13 protein-coding genes are annotated in these 16,710 nt (G+C 69.6%); 7 read left to right on the top strand and 6 right to left on the bottom strand.

What is annotated here, in order from left to right; genetic code table 11:
- Nucleotides 1-45 precede the first annotated feature (45 nt).
- The 5 genes from B0F77_RS35630 to B0F77_RS35610 form a co-directional block, all read right to left on the bottom strand.
- The gene (locus tag B0F77_RS35630; protein ID WP_158102915.1) at nucleotides 46-2,631 is read right to left on the bottom strand and encodes a helix-turn-helix transcriptional regulator; all 2,586 of its coding nucleotides are present in this window, start codon (nucleotides 2,629-2,631) and stop codon (nucleotides 46-48) included.
- A 19-nt stretch (nucleotides 2,632-2,650) separates the two neighbouring features.
- Nucleotides 2,651-5,194: a LuxR family transcriptional regulator gene (locus tag B0F77_RS35625; RefSeq protein WP_158102914.1), complete on the bottom strand. Its 2,544-nt coding sequence runs from the start codon at nucleotides 5,192-5,194 to the stop codon at nucleotides 2,651-2,653.
- A 126-nt stretch (nucleotides 5,195-5,320) separates the two neighbouring features.
- Nucleotides 5,321-6,016 carry a flotillin domain-containing protein gene (locus B0F77_RS35620; RefSeq protein ID WP_245849075.1) on the bottom strand — a complete coding sequence of 232 codons (696 nt, stop codon included), beginning with the start codon at nucleotides 6,014-6,016 and terminating at the stop codon, nucleotides 5,321-5,323.
- A gap of 79 nt (nucleotides 6,017-6,095) precedes the next feature.
- Nucleotides 6,096-6,752, bottom strand: coding sequence for a potassium channel family protein (locus B0F77_RS35615; RefSeq protein WP_086667438.1), 657 nt, complete (start codon nucleotides 6,750-6,752; stop codon nucleotides 6,096-6,098).
- Nucleotides 6,752-7,414 (bottom strand): potassium channel family protein, encoded by a 663-nt coding sequence (locus B0F77_RS35610; protein ID WP_086667437.1) that lies wholly within the window; start codon nucleotides 7,412-7,414, stop codon nucleotides 6,752-6,754. Before B0F77_RS35610 ends, B0F77_RS35615 begins: the two co-directional genes overlap by 1 nt.
- Nucleotides 7,415-7,496: 82 nt before the next feature.
- On the opposite strand from B0F77_RS35610, the gene B0F77_RS35605 reads away from it, so the two are divergent.
- From B0F77_RS35605 to B0F77_RS35590, 4 genes are all read left to right on the top strand, one after another.
- A complete protein-coding gene (locus B0F77_RS35605) occupies nucleotides 7,497-9,482 on the top strand; it encodes an APC family permease (protein ID WP_086667436.1) in 1,986 nt (661 codons plus the stop codon).
- Complete coding sequence (locus B0F77_RS35600) at nucleotides 9,479-10,684, top strand: class I SAM-dependent RNA methyltransferase (RefSeq protein WP_086667435.1); 1,206 nt, start codon at nucleotides 9,479-9,481, stop codon at nucleotides 10,682-10,684. Before B0F77_RS35605 ends, B0F77_RS35600 begins: the two co-directional genes overlap by 4 nt.
- A gap of 62 nt (nucleotides 10,685-10,746) precedes the next feature.
- On the top strand, nucleotides 10,747-12,651 hold the full coding sequence (gene dxs / locus B0F77_RS35595; protein ID WP_086667478.1) for a 1-deoxy-D-xylulose-5-phosphate synthase: 1,905 nt from the start codon (nucleotides 10,747-10,749) through the stop codon (nucleotides 12,649-12,651).
- Nucleotides 12,652-12,880: 229 nt separating this feature from the next.
- The gene (locus B0F77_RS35590) at nucleotides 12,881-13,522 is read left to right on the top strand and encodes an SPFH domain-containing protein (protein ID WP_086667477.1); all 642 of its coding nucleotides are present in this window, start codon (nucleotides 12,881-12,883) and stop codon (nucleotides 13,520-13,522) included.
- Here B0F77_RS35590 and B0F77_RS35585 read toward each other — a convergent pair whose 3' ends face one another.
- Complete coding sequence (locus B0F77_RS35585; protein ID WP_086667434.1) at nucleotides 13,523-13,927, bottom strand: nuclear transport factor 2 family protein; 405 nt, start codon at nucleotides 13,925-13,927, stop codon at nucleotides 13,523-13,525.
- Between the two features lie 88 nt (nucleotides 13,928-14,015).
- Here B0F77_RS35585 and B0F77_RS35580 point away from each other — a divergent pair, with 88 nt between their 5' ends.
- The 3 genes from B0F77_RS35580 to B0F77_RS35570 all read left to right on the top strand — a co-directional run bounded on the left by B0F77_RS35580 (nucleotide 14,016) and on the right by B0F77_RS35570 (nucleotide 16,336).
- Nucleotides 14,016-14,456 (top strand): MarR family winged helix-turn-helix transcriptional regulator, encoded by a 441-nt coding sequence (locus B0F77_RS35580; protein ID WP_086667433.1) that lies wholly within the window; start codon nucleotides 14,016-14,018, stop codon nucleotides 14,454-14,456.
- A 64-nt stretch (nucleotides 14,457-14,520) separates the two neighbouring features.
- On the top strand, nucleotides 14,521-15,204 hold the full coding sequence (locus B0F77_RS35575) for a response regulator transcription factor (protein WP_086667432.1): 684 nt from the start codon (nucleotides 14,521-14,523) through the stop codon (nucleotides 15,202-15,204).
- Between the two features lie 4 nt (nucleotides 15,205-15,208).
- Nucleotides 15,209-16,336, top strand: coding sequence for a sensor histidine kinase (locus B0F77_RS35570; RefSeq protein ID WP_086667431.1), 1,128 nt, complete (start codon nucleotides 15,209-15,211; stop codon nucleotides 16,334-16,336).
- Nucleotides 16,337-16,710 lie beyond the last annotated feature (374 nt).

Genomic DNA, 16,710 nt, shown 5'->3' with positions numbered 1-16,710 from the left:
AGCGAGCGATATATCGGATATCGGATATCGGCCTGCCGTCGTGGGTCAGGAAGGGCCGAGCACGGTGCGGAGTTCGTCGCGTCCCGTCACGCCGAGCACGCCGTAGATCGCATGCAGATGATTGTCGACCGTGCGCTTCGAGGTGTGGAGCTTCTCGGCGATCTGCTGGTTGGTGAGCCCGGACGTCGCGAGCCTGGCCACCTCCACCTGGCGGCGGGTCAGGTGGGTCAGGCCGTCGACGCGCAGGGCAGGGGTGTGGGCGCCGTCGAAGTCGCGCATCAGCAACGCCTGGCGGGCCGAGGCCTGGGAGGCGGCGCGGGGGTTGTCCTGGGCTCGGTGCAGGCGGGCGGCGGAGGCCAGGGCTTCGGCGGCGTAAAGGGTGGCGCCGAGGCGCAGGAAGTCCGTCGCCGTGGCTTCCAGGACGGTCGGTGCGGCGTGCGCCAGGGCGGTCGCGTGTGCCGTGTAGGCCGAGGTCATCGGGTCGTCCATAGAGGACGTGAGGGCCGCCAGGCGCAGAGACGTGTCGACGCCGAAACGGGCCGCGTCGTGCAGGGCCATGGCCTCGCCGCCGTGCACGCCGAGTTCGGCGCATTCGTCTGCTGCCGCCATCGCGGCGTCTGCGGCGGCGCGGACGTCACCCGTGCCGGCGAGCACCCAGGACCGAGCCACCGACACCGTTGTGCCGGTCAGCCGCCAGGCCGGGCGGCGGGCCTTCTCGGCGCGGGCCAGGGCTTCCGTCGCCAGGTCGGCGTCGCCGACGAGCGCCGCGGCGCTGGCCAGGCTGGCGAGCGCGATGGTGTCGAAGATCAGCGGACTCACCGGCGTTTTCGGGCTGCCTTCGCGGGCCAGGCGCAAGGCTTGGGAACCGTGGCCACGCATGCGCGCGCAGAACGACAACACGCTGTAGAGCGATGTCGTGCCGGTGAAGGCCAAATCGTCGAACAACGAGTCGTGCATCTTCAGCGCGAGACTCTCCGCCTCGGAGAGGTGGCCGCCATACGCCAGTGCGAAGCAGCGCATGCGTAGCGCGCCGTAGTCAGCGGTTGGCGTCTCGTCGTCCGACGCCAAGGCCTCACAGGCAGCGACTTCGAGCTCGACTTCGCCGTATCGGCCGGCTTGCAGGAGGCACAACGCCCTGGTGCGTCGCATGTGGATGGACAGCTGCGGCACCAGCGGCTGGTACGTGTGCTCCAGGACCGTGGCCACGTGCCGATGTTGCGCGTCCTCCATCGTGCGGACGACCTTCAGCCAATCCCGCAACTCGTCGGGGAGACCGGGCACGTCGACGGAATCGAGCACCGCGGTGGCGGCGTCCGCGTCGCCCAGTCCGAAGTAGAGGTTCATGGACCTGGTGGCGCCCAGGCGGCTCAGGTCCGCCACCGACAACGGTCCGCTCATCACGTCCGCGAGTGTTGCCTCGGCCTGATCCGGTGCGCGGCCGTACATCAGCACCTGACCGAACACGTGCCCGACCCGCCCCAGGCCGCCCGCGTCGACGGCGGCGCGGCAGAGGCGTTCCGCGAGCGTCACGTCGCGCGCGGCCCACGCCTGTTCGGCGGCTGCGGCCAGGAGATCCAGCGAGATCGGCGAACCGCCGTCGAGTCGCCACGTCGCGATGCGCATCAGGTCTTCACGGCGCCGTGCGCCCGTTGCTTCGAGACCGGCGGCCAACGCGCGTTGGTGTGACTGCGCGCGCAACTCAGGGCACGTCGCGCGGAGCAGGCTGCCGTACAACGGATGCCCGAGCCGCACGACCGTGCGACGCCCCGACGACTCGACCTGGATCAACGCACGGGTCTCCAGGTCGTCGAGCGCCTCCTCCTGCACCAGCGACGCCAGCAGGTCCAGCTCCACCGGCTCGGAGTAGGCGAGCAGTTCCAACGCGTGCCGATGCGAGGGTTCCAGCCGGCCGAGGTTCTCCCGCACGAGCTCGCCGAGCCGCCCGCCGAGCTCGATCGCGCCGTGCCACGACCAGATCCCCTCGACCACGCGCAACGACCCCACCGCGCGCCCGGACACCACGAGTTCCCTGAGATACAACGGATTCCCCGCGCTGCCCGACCACAGCAACGCCGCCGAGCGCGTGTCGACCGGCCCGTCCAACGCCCGTTCCAGCAGGAGATCGGCCTCGCCCCGCGACAGGTCGCCCAACGGATAACGCCGCAGCAGCCCCTCCTGCCACAGCTCCGCACGCTCACCGGGCCGCGAGGTCACCAGCACCCGCGCGAACCCGTGCCGGATCACGTGGTGCAGCAACCCGATGGAGGCGTCGTCGAGCAGGTGCGCGTCGTCCACCACGATCGCCAACGGCTGCGGCTCGGCCACCAGTTGCTCGACGGCACGGCCCAGCGGGTTCGCGGTGCGCATGTCGGCCGGCAGCATCGCGGCCAGCGCCCCGAACGGGATCGACGACGTCGCCACGGTCGCGTAGCAGCGCCGCACGGTGCAGCCGGACTCCTCCAGCCGTGCCACGACCTCGTCCGCGAGCCGTGTCTTGCCGACTCCGGCGGGTCCGACGAGCGCGGCGCCCTTCGCGTCTGCCGAGGTGAGCGCGGACATCACGTCCTCCAGCTCACGCACCCTGCCCACGAACGGCCACACAACTCGCAGTGTGCCGAAGTTCCGGTCCACCGCGCACATCGTTTCGCCCTCATCCCTGGCCGAACAGCGCCCGCAGTCCACCCCGTCCGGTGACACCCACCGCCGCGTAGGTCGTGTGCAGATGGTTGTCCACCGTGCGCTTGGCGATCGCCAACCGCTCTGCGATCTCCACGTTCGTCAGCCCCGTCACGGCCAGACGTGCGATCTCCAGCTGACGCGGCGTCAGCGCGGCGAGCGTGCTCGTCACCACCAGACCAGGCGTCGTCGCGCCGTCGAACGACTCCGCGAGCGCCGACGCCTGCCGCTCCAGCCTGTCCGCGTCACGCGGCCGGTCGTGCAGCCGGGACAACCTGCTGGCCTCCGCGAGCGCCTCGGCCGCGTACAGAGTCGCGCCGCACGCCGTGAACGCCGCCGCCACCCCCTCCAGCCCCGCCGGGTCACGCAACGCGCGCGCCTGGGCGTGCGAGGCGTATGCGGTCGTCAGCGGGTCTCGGCGCGATTTCGCCAGTTCCAACAAACGCGGCGAGGTGTCCGCACCGAACCGTGCGGCGTCGTGCAGAGACACGATCTCCTCAGAGTGCGCGCCGTGCGCACGGGCCGTCGCGGCGTTGTCCAGAGCGACCTGCATCGCCTCGTTGACGCGCCCACTGCCAGCAAGCACCCACGACCGTGCGGCTTCCACGGCGAATCGCGCGATCCGCCACGCGGGCCGCAACCCGGCCTCAGCGCGCGCCAACGCCCGTTCCGCACGTTCGGACTGACCCTGCAACGCGGCACCAGCGGCGAACTCGGCCAGCAGCAGCACGTCCCACATCATCGGCAGCACGCCGGACTCGGGAACACCCTCGGCGGTGATCCGCACGGCCGAAGCGGCCTGACCGCGCAACCGCGCACTCTGGCTCAGCAACACCCGCGGCGGCACCTGGGTGACCGACCAGCGGTCCTCCTCGATCACCTCCGCCAGCGCTTGCGCGGCCCGCGACTCCGCGCCCGCCAGATCGCCGCAGCGCAGGATGCTCTCGTTGCGCACCCCGGTCGCCGCGTTGATCAGCGACGGGAACCGCCCTGCCGTCGCCATCACGGCCTCGTGGTTGTCCTCGATCCGCGCGATCGCCTCGGTGTAGCGGCCGGCGAACTGGTCGGCGAACGCCAGCACCTGCCGCCCCGCCGTCTCCGCCCAGCCGCCCTCGGCGATCAGCAGCTCGCCGCCGAGCCGCGCGATCCGCAACGGCGCGGCCTCCAGCGCGAACGTCAGCGCGAAGAACAACACCGCGTGCTCCAGCTCGGCCGGCAGCTCCCGCGCGGTGACCTCGTCCAGCACCGCCACCGCCGCGTCCTCGTCACCGAGACCGAAGAACAGGTTGAACGCGCGTGTGCAGCCCACCTGGATCACGGTGAGCATGTCGCCGCCCGCCGCCATCGTCTCGGCGAGCACCTCCTCGGCCTGCGCGCACTGACGCTGGTACATCAGCACGAGCCCGAGCACGAGCCCCACGCGTGAGGTCGCCCCACGGGCCGCCGCCGCGCGCGAGAGCCGTTCGGCCAGCTCCCAGTCCTGCGCGGACAGCGCCTGCTCGGCGGCCCGCGCGAGCACGTCCGGCGACTCGGCCGTCCCGCTGTCGAGCCGCCACGTCGCGACCCGCACCGCGTCACCGGGCCGGTCCGCGCCCTCCGCCTCCAACCGGTCCGCCAGCGCCCGACGATGCGCGCGGGCTCTCAACGTCGGACACGTCGCCCGCAGACGCGCGCTGTAGAGCGGATGTGCGACACGCGCGCGTCCGTCGTCACCGATGCGCACGAACCCCATGTCCACGAGATCGGCAGGTACCGGCATCAGCTCCGGTTCCAACGGCTCCCCGTACGCGAGCAGCTCCAGCGCCCGCCGTTGCGGTTCCGCGAGCCGGCCCAGCGTCAGGTCGACGAGCTCGGCGAGCCGCCCGGACAGCTCCAGCGGCCCGCTCCAGTTCCAGCCGCCCTCGGTCTCGGTGAGCGCGCCCGAGTGCACCCCGGCCGCCACGAGTTCCTTGAGGTACAACGGATTGCCCTGGCTGTTCGCCCACACCAGGTGCCGGGTCGACGCGTCCGCGGGCCCGCCAAGAGCGGACCTCAGCAACGTGTCCGCGCGTTCCTGGTCGAGCGCGTCGACGTGGACGACGGTCAGTCCCTCCGCGCCCCACCCAGGCCGCGCCGTGCAGACGACACGCGTCAGCCTGTGCCTCACGACGTGCTGCAACACCAACAACGACGCGTCGTCGAGCAGATGTGCGTCATCGATCGACAACACCCGCCGACCGCCACGAGAGAGGTGTTCGGCTGCGGCACGCACAGACGACGACGGCAGGATCGTCCCCGCGAAGGCAGGCAGGTCGGTGGGGACGAGCGACGCGATCGCACCGAGCGGAATCCGGGACGTGGCGACCGTGGCGTAGCACCGCACGGCGGGATGCGGTGCGGCTGCGAGCACCTCCGCGGCCAGGCGGGTCTTGCCGACCCCTGGCGGACCCGACAGCAGCACCGCGCCATCCCCGGCCAGCGCCCGCAGCGCGGCCCGCAGCTCACCCTCGCGCCCGACCAGGGGCAACTGATCGCTCACAGCTGGTAAGTGCTCGCTTCCGTTGCGCAGATACCCCAGTTGAGCACGGTCATGCTCAGAACGACACCGCGGGAAGCCCAAAGGATGCCTTTGGTGCCGAAATCGGGGTCCGCTGGACGAGCCGTGTCAGGCGGTGAACTTCGCCGGAAGGCCGTTCGCCGAGTTCTCCGCCGGGTCGGTGGGCGCGTGCATGGCGTCCATCAGCTGACGGGCCAGCCCGAGTCCCGGTCCTCCCAGCGAGAGCGCCTTGGTCAGCAGGTCCGACACCCCGTCGGCACCGTTGAAGACGACCATGTGGTCGACGTTGCCGAACGCCTTCGACGCGGCCTCCACGATCTCCGGCCACTTCTCCGCGAGCTGCTGGGCGACGACCGCGTCGGGGTTCTCGGCCAGCGCCGACGACCGCGCGCTGATCGCCTCCGCCTCGGCGAGGCCGCGTGCCTTCGCCGCGATCGCTTCGGCCTCACCGGTGGCTCGCGTCGCCTCCGCTTCCGCCACGGCCGCGGCCTTGACCCGCGTCGCGTCGGCCGCCGCCCGCAGCTCGATCTCCCTGGCCTGTGCCTCGGCACAGGCGATCTGCGCGTCCCGTTCGGCGTCGCCCGGCTTGCGGACCTGCGCCTGCAGGTCGGCGACCCGTGTGTCGAGCGAGGGCCGGCGCGCGGTCTGGAAACCGGGCAGCACCAGCACGCCCTTGCCGGTGACGATCTTGAACGTCATGCTGTCGGCCGTCTCGCGCAGCCCGCGCGCGCCCAACCCGGAGAAGATCAACGCCTCGTTGGGCTCCGCGACCCGCCACGACGCGCGCAGAAGCAGGAACAGCACCTGAATCGCACCGCGATCATCACCTCGCCCACGAGGCCGGGTCCGACCCTGCCGGTCACCCGGCCCCGTTTGCCGATCATCAGTACCCGAGCGCGGTCTTGATGTCCTGCTCGACCGCGGCGGTGGTGACGAACAACAGTTCGTCGCCGCCCTCGAGCGTGTCGTCCGGCTGCGGCACGATGACCCGCCCGCCGCGCAGGATCGTGACCAGCGCGGCGTCGCGCGGCAGCGTCAGCTCGGAGACCGCCCGGCCGGCGAACGGCGTCGACTCGTCGAGCGTGATCTCCACGAGGTTCGCCTGCCCCTGCCGCAACGTCAGCAGCCGCACGACGTCACCGATCGTCACGGACTCCTCGACCATGGCGGCCAACAGCCGTGGCGTCGACACGGCGACGTCAACGCCCCACGACTCCGTGAAGAGCCACTCGTTCGCCGGGTCGTTCACGCGCGCGACGACGCGACGCACCGCGAACTCGGTCTTGGCCAGAAGCGACACCACGAGGTTGACCTTGTCGTCACCGGTCGCGGCGATCACCACGTCGCACAGCTGCATGCCCGCGTCCTCCAAAGAGGACAATTCGCACGCGTCGGCCTGCACCCACTCGGCCTGCTCGACGGAGTTCGGGTCGAAGTGCGCCCGGTCCCGCTCGATCAGCATGACCTGGTGCCCGTCCTGCACGAGCTCCTGCGCGATGGACCGCCCGACGGCGCCCGCCCCCGCGATCGCGACCCGCATCAGCTCTCCTCCGGTGCCTGCAGCGCCGCCGCCGCGACGTCGGTGATCGTGCCGGACAGCGCCGCCACGTAGATGGTGTCGTCGGCCTGCACGATGGTCTTCGCGTCCGGCAGCACGCCCGTGCCGAACCGCATCAGGAACGCCACGCGCGCGCCGATCGCGCCCTCCAGCTCGAACACGGGGCGCCCGACCCAGTCCTCGGAGACCTCGATCGGCAGCACCGCCACGGTGCCGGACGGGTCGCGCCACGCGGTCGCCGCGCCCTCGGGCAGCAACATCCGCAGGAAGCGGTCGGTCGACCACGGCACCGTCGCCACGGTCGGGATGCCCAGCCGCTCGTACACGGCGGCACGCTTGTGGTCGTAGATGCGGGCGACGACGTGTTCGACGCCGAACGTCTCGCGCGCGACCCGCGCCGAGATGATGTTCGAGTTGTCGCCGCTGGAGACCGCCGCGAACGCGCCCGCGCGCTCGACCCCGGCCTCGATCAGGACGTTGCGGTCGAAACCGTTGCCCACGACCTGCTGCCCGTGGAAGTCGCTGCCGAGCCTCCGGAACGACTGCGGGTCCTTGTCGATCACGGCGACCTGGTGGTCGAGCCGCTCCAAGGCCCTGGCCAGGGAGGCTCCCACCCGGCCACACCCCATGATCACCACGTGCACGACATGCCTCCTCAGGCGAACTCTGCGCAGAACCTACCGAGCATTAGCCCGTCCCGGTGAGCGGACCCCTTACGCTCTGGCCGTGTCCAAGCTCGCCACCGCTGCCAAACGCCTCCTGGTCGGACGGCCGTTCCGCAGTGATCGCCTCGCGCACACCCTGCTGCCCAAACGCATCGCCCTCCCGGTGTTCGCCTCCGACGCCATGTCGTCGGTCGCGTACGCGCCGGAGGAGATCTTCCTGATGCTGTCGGTGGCGGGGCTGAGCGCCTACGCGCTGGCTCCCTGGGTGGGTGTCGCGGTCGTCGTGGTCATGCTCACCGTGGTCGCCAGCTACCGCCAGAACGTGCACGCCTACCCGTCCGGAGGCGGCGACTACGAGGTCGCGACGGTCAACCTCGGCCGCAGAGCGGGGCTCACCGTGGCGAGCGCCCTGCTCGTGGACTACATCCTCACGGTCGCCGTGTCGATCTCGGCGGCGGCGGCGAACATCGGGTCGGCCATCCCGTTCGTCGCGGAGCACAAGGCGTTGTTCGCGGTGGCCGCGATCGTCGTTCTCACAGCGATCAACCTGCGCGGCATCCGCGAGTCCGGCAGCGCGTTCGCGATCCCCACCTACGCGTTCATGATCGGCATCATGGTCCTGATCGCGTGGGGCCTGTTCCGCGGGTTCGTCCTGGGTGACGAGATGCGTGCGGAGAGTTCCGGTTTCGAGATCCACGCCGAGCAGGACCACCTGATGGGCCTCGCGTTCGTGTTCCTCGTGCTGCGTGCGTTCTCATCTGGCTGTGCGGCGCTCACGGGTGTCGAGGCGATCAGCAACGGCGTGCCCGCGTTCCGCAAGCCGAAGTCCCGCAACGCCGCCACGACGCTGCTGATGATGGGCGCCATCTCGGTCACCATGCTGATGGGCCTGATCGTGCTCGCCCAGCTGACCGACGTGCGGATGGCCGAGTTCCCGAAGGACCAGATCGCGAACGCCCCGGAGGGCTACGAGCAGAAGACGATGGTGGCGCAGGTCGCGCACGCCGTCTTCAGCAACTTCCCGGCGGGCTTCTTCTTCATCACCGCCGTCACGGCGCTGATCCTGGTGCTCGCGGCGAACACCGCGTTCAACGGCTTCCCGGTGCTCGGCTCGATCCTCGCCCAGGACCGCTACCTGCCGCGCCAACTGCACACCCGCGGCGACCGGCTGGCGTTCTCCAACGGCATCCTCTTCCTGGCCGGCTTCGCGGTCGTGCTGGTGATCGCGTTCGACGCCGAGGTCACCCGGCTGATCCAGCTCTACATCGTCGGCGTGTTCGTGTCGTTCACGCTGAGCCAGCTCGGCATGATCAGGCACTGGAAGCGGCTGCTCAAGTCCGAGACCGACGTCCAGGCGCGCTCCCGGATGCGCCGCTCGCAGGCGATCAACACGTTCGGTCTCGTCATGACCGCGACGGTGCTGATCGTCGTGCTGATCACCAAGTTCACCAAGGGCGCGTGGATCGCCATCGCCGCGATGGCCGCCATCTACGCGTTGATGACGGCGATCCGCAAGCACTACGACACCGTCGCCGAGGAGCTGCGCAAGCAGGAGCGCGTGCGCACGATGCCGGCGCGCAACCACGCGATGGTGCTGGTGTCCAAACTGCACATGCCGACGTTGAGGGCGTTGTCCTACGCCAAGGCCACGCGGCCGGACGTGCTGGAGGCCGTCACGGTCAACGTCGACGACGGCGACACCCGCCAGCTCGTGCTGGAGTGGGAGAAGGAGAACTTCAAGATCCCGTTGAAGGTGATCGAGTCGCCCTACCGGGAGATCACCAAGCCCGTTCTCGACTACGTCAAGCGCGTCAAGTCGGACAACCCGCGCGACGTTGTTACGGTGTTCATCCCCGAGTACGTCGTCGGCCACTGGTGGGAGCAGCTGCTGCACAACCAGAGCGCGTTGCGGCTCAAGGGAAGGCTGCTTTTCCAGCCGGGTGTGATGGTGACCAGTGTGCCGTGGCAGCTCGAGTCGTCGGTGAAGGTCAGGGACAAGGACGTCATCGCGCCCGGCGCTGTCCGAAGGGGACTTGACGACCGATGAGCTCGGCCAAAGAAGACTGGACCGGCAAGCAGTTCGAAGTAGAAGTGGGGCCTGTCGCACACGGCGGGCACTTCGTCGCACGGCACGAGGGCCGCGTCCTGTTCGTGCGCCACGCACTGCCCGGTGAGCGCGTTGTGGCGTCGGTGTACGAGGACAACGGCGGGTCGTTCTGCCGTGCGGACGCCGTGGAGATCCTGACGGCGTCACCGGACCGGGTGGAGCCGCCGTGCCCGTTCAGCGGACCGGGGCTGTGCGGTGGCTGCGACTTCCAGCACGTGTCGTGGGACGCGCAACGGGAGCTGAAGGCCCAGATCGTCCGTGAGCAGCTGAGCCGCCTGGCCAAGATCGAACGCGACGTGGTCGTGGAGGCGCTGCCGGGCGGTCCGCTGGAGTGGCGGACCCGGATCCGGATGGCCGTCGACCGCGACGGGAGGCCCGGTTTCCGCGGCACCCGTTCCCACGATGTGATCCCGATCGACCACTGTGTGATCTCCCGGCCGGGCATGGTCGAGGCGGTGGCGGACCGAAAGTGGCGAGCACAGGAGCTGACGATCGTCCAGGACGGTGACGGCAACCGTCATGTGGGTGAGGTGCGCGGCCGACACACCGCGCGACGCGCCGGAACCGGTACGGCCGTGGAGACCGCCGCCCAACGAAAGTGGCGAATTTCGGCGGAAGGTTTCTGGCAGGTCCACCCGGCTGCCGCGGACACGTTCGCCACGGTCGTGGGGGAGTGGGCCGCTGCTGAGCCTGGGCAACGCGCGTGGGACCTCTACGGCGGTGCGGGGCTCTTCGCGTCGGTGCTCGCACGGCAGGTCGGCGAAACCGGATCCGTGCTGGTCGTGGAGTCTTTCGCCGGTGCCGTGGAGGACGGCCGGCGCAACCTCCGCCGCATGCCCCGGGTCGAGTGGGTGGTGGACAAGGTGGAGCGTGCCGTGGTGCGCAAACTGCCCGTTGAGGACCCTCACGTCGTGGTGCTCGACCCTCCTCGCAAGGGTGCGGGGAAGGTCGTTGTGGCTGAAGTCGCACGACGCCGTCCCCAGCGGGTCGTCTACGTGGCCTGCGACCCCGCCGCACTGGCACGCGACCTGGCTGAATTCACAGTTCAGGGGTATCGCCTCGCCGAACTGCGGGCGTTCGACGCGTTCCCGATGACACACCACATGGAGTGCATCGCGTTGCTCGTACCTGAGACCAGCTGACAAAGCGTCTCAGTCGCGTCTCCGTAGACTGAGCCGAAGTCTTCAGGAGTGAGGTGGGCGTGGTGACCCTGCTGGAGTCCGTGCACGGACCGGCTGATCTGAAACGGATGAACGAGGCGGAGCTGCAGCAGCTCTGCGCCGAGATCCGGCGTTTTCTGGTCGACAAGGTCTCGAAGACGGGCGGGCACCTCGGCCCGAACCTGGGCGTGGTCGAGCTGACGGTGGCGTTGCACCGCGTGTTCGACTCGCCGCAGGACCCGATCGTGTACGACACCGGGCACCAGTCGTACGTGCACAAGATCGTCACGGGCCGTCGCGACGGCTTCGACGACCTGCGGCAGCGGGGCGGGATGTCCGGCTACCCGTCGCGCGAGGAGTCCGCGCACGACGTGCAGGGCAACAGCCACGCGTCGACGGCGCTGTCCTACGCGGACGGCCTGGCGAAGGCGAAGCAGCTCAACGGCACCAACGGCCACGTGATCGCCGTTGTCGGTGATGGCGCGCTGACCGGCGGTATGTGCTGGGAGGCGTTGAACAACATCGCGGCGGACAAGACGCGTCCGGTCGTGATCGTGGTCAACGACAACGGCCGTTCGTACTCGCCGACGATCGGTGGTCTCGCGGACCACCTGTCGTCGCTGCGGCTGCGTCCCGGTTACGAGCAGTTGCTGGAGAAGGGCAAGACCGCGCTGCAGCAGACGCCGTTCTTCGGCAAGCCGCTGTACGCCGCTCTGCACGCCGCCAAGCGCGGCATCAAGGACGCGCTGGCGCCCCAGGCGATGTTCGAGGACCTCGGCCTCAAGTACATCGGCCCGGTCGACGGCCACGACATGGCGACGCTGGAGTCCGCTCTGCAGCGCGCGAAATCGTTCGGCGGACCGGTGATCGTGCACGCGGTCACCCGCAAGGGCATGGGGTTCGCGCCGGCCGAGAACCACGAGGCCGACCAGATGCACGCCACCGGCGTCATCGACCCGATCACCGGCGAGAACCTCAAGCCGTCCAAGCGGACCTGGACGCACGTGTTCTCCGACTCCCTGGTGGAGATCGGCCGCGAGCGTTCCGACGTCGTGGCGATCACCGCCGCGATGCAGGGCCCGACCGGTCTGGACGCGTTCGCCAAGGCGTTCCCGGAGCGCTTCTACGACGTCGGCATCGCCGAGCAGCACGCGATGACCTCCGCCACCGGCCTGGCGATGGGTGGCCTGCACCCCGTTGTGGCCGTGTACGCGACGTTCCTCAACCGGGCGTTCGACCAGCTGCTGATGGACGTCGCACTGCACGAGCAGGGCGTGACGGTCGTGCTGGACCGCGCGGGCGTCACCGGCCCGGACGGTGCGTCGCACCACGGCATGTGGGACATGTCGATCCTCGGCGTCATCCCAGGCATCCACGTCGCCGCGCCTCGTGACGCGGGCACGCTGGCCGAGGAGCTGCGTGAGGCCGTGGCGATCTCGAACGCGCCGTCGGTGATCCGCTACCCGAAGGCGTCCGTCGGCGCGGACCTGCCGGCTCTTGAGCGCGTTGGTTCCGTTGACGTGCTTCGCCGTTCGGGCAACGACGTGCTGTTGGTGACCGTCGGTGCGTTGGGCGAGCTCGGTCTCGACGCCGCGCAACGGCTGGAGGACCAGGGCATCGGCGTGACGGTCGTCGACCCGCGGTGGATCTACCCGATGTCGGTGGACCTCGTGGAGATGGCCGCGTCGCACAAGCTCGTGGTGACCGTTGAGGACGGTGGCCGGCACGGTGGTTTCGGATCGGCGTTCGCGGCCGCGTTGCGCGACGCCGACATCGAGGTGCCGTTGCGCGACATCGCTCTGCCGCAACGGTTCCACGACCACGGCGAGCGCGGTGAGGTGCTGGCGTTGTGCGGCATCACCGCGCAGGACGTGGCTCGCCGTGTGACGGAGTGGGCCGCACGGCTGGAATGCCTGCCCGTCGAAATGGACGCGCCCGCGGAGAAGTAGTTCGGCTAATCTCCACAGCACGCCCGCGTTCTGGTGGCCCGGCAGGTCTCCCTCGCCTGGGTTCCACGATCGATGCGGGTGTTGGGTGCCTTAGAAGCATCAGGTTCGATCCCTGTGTGCCACGACCCCGGTCGCATACGGGGACGTCCGGCCTTGAAAGTCCCTTGTGGACTTCCGCCTGACGTTCCGCCGGCCGGGGTCGTGGTCTGTCTGGACGGAGGTGAAGACGATGAAGAAGACGTTGTACCCGTGGGAGCGGGGAGTCCGGTTCGACCACGGCGTGCTGGTGGGCGAGCTCGGTCCCGGGCGTCATCGGGTGCCGTTGCGGGCCGTGCTGCACCGCGTCGACATCCGTCCGCGCACGATGACCCCCGCGGCACAGGACGTGCCGACCTCCGACGGTGTGCTGGTGCGGGTGACCGTCGTCGTCCGGTGGGCGGTGTCGTCGGCTACGAAGTTCGTGGTGGAGTCGGCGTCTCCCGAGGATGAGCTCTACACGGCCGTGCAGCTCGCGTTGCGCGGTGCTGTGCTCCCGCGCGCGCACTCCGCCGTGGACCCGGAGCGTGAGGCCATCGCCACCGAGGTGGCCACTGCTGTGGCCGCACGCGCGGAGGAGCTGGGGATCACCGTGTCCGAGGTGGCCGTCCGTGATGTCGTGATGCCCGGTGAGCTGCGGCGGGCCGCGCTGGCCGAGCTGGTGGCGGCGTCCGAGGGACGTGCGGCGCTGGAGCGGGCTCGGGGCGAGACGGCTGCTTTGCGGTCGTTGCTGAACGCGGCCCGGCTGGCGGAGGAGCACCCGGCGTTGCTGGAGCTCCGCGCGCTGCAGACGGCCTCGACCGTCGTGGTGGACCGGCCGGCCCGGAAGTCCTGATCACTTCTCGTCGAGCCAGACGAGGGTGGTCCTCGACTCGCGCAGCCGCCACCCGGCAGGCGTCCTGACCACGACGCCGTCCATGCGCAGCCCGGCCGTCCGGTGGGGCGCCTGGCCCTCGCGGAAGAAGTGCACGACCGAGTTCGCCGAGGTCACGGCCTTGTCGCCGGCGAGGTCCACCAGAAGGTCGGTCGTCAGGTGCTGGGTCAGTTCATCCGGCTGCTCCGCCGCCCGCATGACGGCGACGAGCTCGTCGATGCCGCGGCGTTCGCCGTTGCGGGGCGAGGACACCGAGACGTCGCGGTCGAAGACGGTGTGCGCGTCGTCCCAGCGCCTCTCGTCGAGCAGGCGGGAGAGGCGGCTGAACAGGTCGGTGATCTCGACGCGGTCGCTCAGGGTCTGCACGGGGAACTCCTTTGGTTGGTGATACCAACGTTGGCGTCACCAACCGTACATGGTGTTGTTGGCCGCGCCAACGAATTAGGATGATGTCGTGGAGAAGACCCCCGAACGCCTGGCAGGGAAGCCGAGCTGGCTGCTCACCCAGCTCGCGGTACACGCGCATCGGCTGGCGTCCGAGGGCTTCGCCGAGGCGGGAGCACGCGGCTACCACTACCGCGTCCTGGCCGCCCTGGACGAGTTCGGCGTGGCCAGCCAGGCCGAACTCGGCCGTCGCGGCAACATGGACCGCAGCGACGTCGTGGCGGCCGTCACCGAACTGGCCGAGCGAGGCTTCGTCGAACGGACGCAGGACCCGCACGACCGGCGACGCAACATGATCACCCTCACCGGGGCCGGCGAGGAACAGCTGCGGCGGCTGGACCGGGCGCTCGACCAGGCACAGGAGGATCTGCTCGGCCCCCTTGCCGCGCAGGATCGGCAGACGTTGACCCGTTTGCTCGGAACGCTGCTCACGCACCACCAGCGCGCTTGACGCCGACAGGTCGCGTGAAGGTGCCGTTAAGCGCCTTCTCAGGTCCGTATGGCACCTTTGTGGCGTGCGGATTCTGGTAGTCGAGGACGAGGCGCCCCTGGCCGACGCGATCGCACGCGGCCTGAGGCGTGAAGGTATGGCCGTGGACGTCGCCTACGACGGCGAGACCGGGCACGAGAAGTCGACCGTCACGCGGTACGACGTGGTTGTGCTCGACCGCGACCTGCCCGGGATGTCCGGCGACGAGCTGTGCAAGGAGATCCTCAGCTCCGGCGCGCTCACCAGGGTCATGATGCTGACCGCCAGCGGGTCCATCGAGGATCGCGTGTCCGGGTTGTCACTGGGCGCCGACGACTACCTCGCGAAGCCGTTCGCGTTCCCCGAGCTGGTCGCGCGCGTACGGGCGTTGGCGCGGCGTGCGACGCCGGCGACACCGCCCGTGCTGGCCGCTCAGGACGTGGAGCTGGATCCGGCGCGTCGCACCGTGGCTCGCGGCGGGCAGCCGATCGAGCTCACGCGCAAGGAGTTCGGCGTCCTCGAAGTGCTGCTCGCGGCCAAGGGATCAGTCGTCAGCAGCGAGGAACTGCTCGAGCGGGTGTGGGACGAGAACGCCGACCCGTTCACCACGACCGTTCGCGTCACCGTCATGACGTTGCGCAAGAAGCTCGGCGAGCCGGGCATCATCGACACCGTCGTGGGCTCCGGGTACCGGGTGCCGAGTGCTTCGAACGGATCTGCTGAGGACTGAAATCGTGCGAAGGCGCGGGCCGGGGCTTCGTCTCCGGATCACGCTCCTCACCACCGCGCTCGTCGCGGTGGTGAGTGCCGTGCTGCTCTTCCTGGGGTGGACGCTGGTCGGGCGGGTCTTCGACTCCTCGCCGTCGTTCCCCTCCGGCAGCCACGTCACCGTTGACGGCGTGAACGTCGACGTCACGGTGTTGACGAACGCGCTGACGGTGGCGGCCCGGCAGGACTTGCTGCGCGCGGGGTTGATCGCGTTCGCGTGCATGGTGGTGGCGGCCGCTGTGCTGGCGTGGACGTTCACCGGCCGTGTGTTGAAGCCACTGCACGACGTCACTGGTGCCGCGCGCCGGTTGTCCGCGGAGTCGTTGGGATCGCGGTTGCGCCTGGAAGGGCCGCGGGACGAGGTCGCTGAGCTCGCGGACACCTTCGACGCAATGCTCGACCGGCTCGAAGCGGCCTTCGATTCGCAACGCCGGTTCGTGGCGAACGCGTCGCACGAACTGCGCACCCCTCTCTCGGTGGTGCGCACGGAACTGGACGTGACCTTGTCCGACCCGGACGCGGACGTTGAAGAGCTGCGGCGCATGGCCGGCGTAGTGCGCGCGGCAGGGGAGCGTGCCGAGCAGTTGGTGTCGGCACTGCTGCTGCTCGCGCGCACGGACGGTCTTGGGCTCGCGGTGCGTGAACCGGTCGATCTCTCTGCTGTCGTCGAGTCCGCGTGGAGGGCCGTGCGCGCGGAGGCCGAGGCACGCAACGTGCGCGCCGTCTTCCGGTGTGCGCCCGCGCTCGCGGTAGGGGATCCCGCGCTGTTGGAGCGCATCGCGGGCAACCTGCTGGAGAACGCTGTCCGGCACAACCACGTCGGCGGGTGGATCGAGACCGTCGTGGAGACCGGGCCGCAGTGGTCCGTCGTGAGGGTGTCGTCGTCGGGTCAGGTCATCGCGCCGGACCGCGTCGAAGAGCTGTTCGAGCCGTTCCGGCGCGGGGGCAAGGACCGCACGAGCCAGTCCGGCACGGGGCTGGGGCTCTCGATCGTGCGCGCCGCGGTGGCCGCTCATGGCGGGTTTGCGCAGGCAGTGGCCGTGCCGGCCGGTGGTCTGTCGGTCACCGTGCACCTGCCGGCCGCACCCCGTTGAAGTGGAATTCAAGATTGCCGGCGTGGCCCCGGTCACACTGTGCGTCGATCTTGGCTGGTTTGGGCCGTCCGCGTGGTGGTTGACCTGCGGTTACGCCGTACGTGACCCCCGATTTGGATGTTGGAAGGCCGCCGTGTAAATTTCTCTCTGCCAGCGCGGAACGGGCCGGGAAACACCGGAACGGAGCGCGGCGAAAGACTTCTAAGCCTGACACAGCCCCGGAAGTGACTCTCCTCGGAGATGAGCTGCGGTGTGCGCGTGTTCTTTGAGAACTCAACAGCGTGCCGAAACACAGCCAGTAATATATGAATTACCTCCTCGTCGAGGTAGTTCCTTTGAGAGTAATACCAGATTGCCAGACATATTCCGTCTGG

Origin of the sequence: Lentzea kentuckyensis (genome assembly GCF_002150765.1) — a bacterium.
Classification (GTDB): domain Bacteria; phylum Actinomycetota; class Actinomycetes; order Mycobacteriales; family Pseudonocardiaceae; genus Lentzea; species Lentzea kentuckyensis.
Note: the sequence above shows the minus strand (reverse complement) of the source record. Positions and strands in the feature narration are given on the sequence as shown.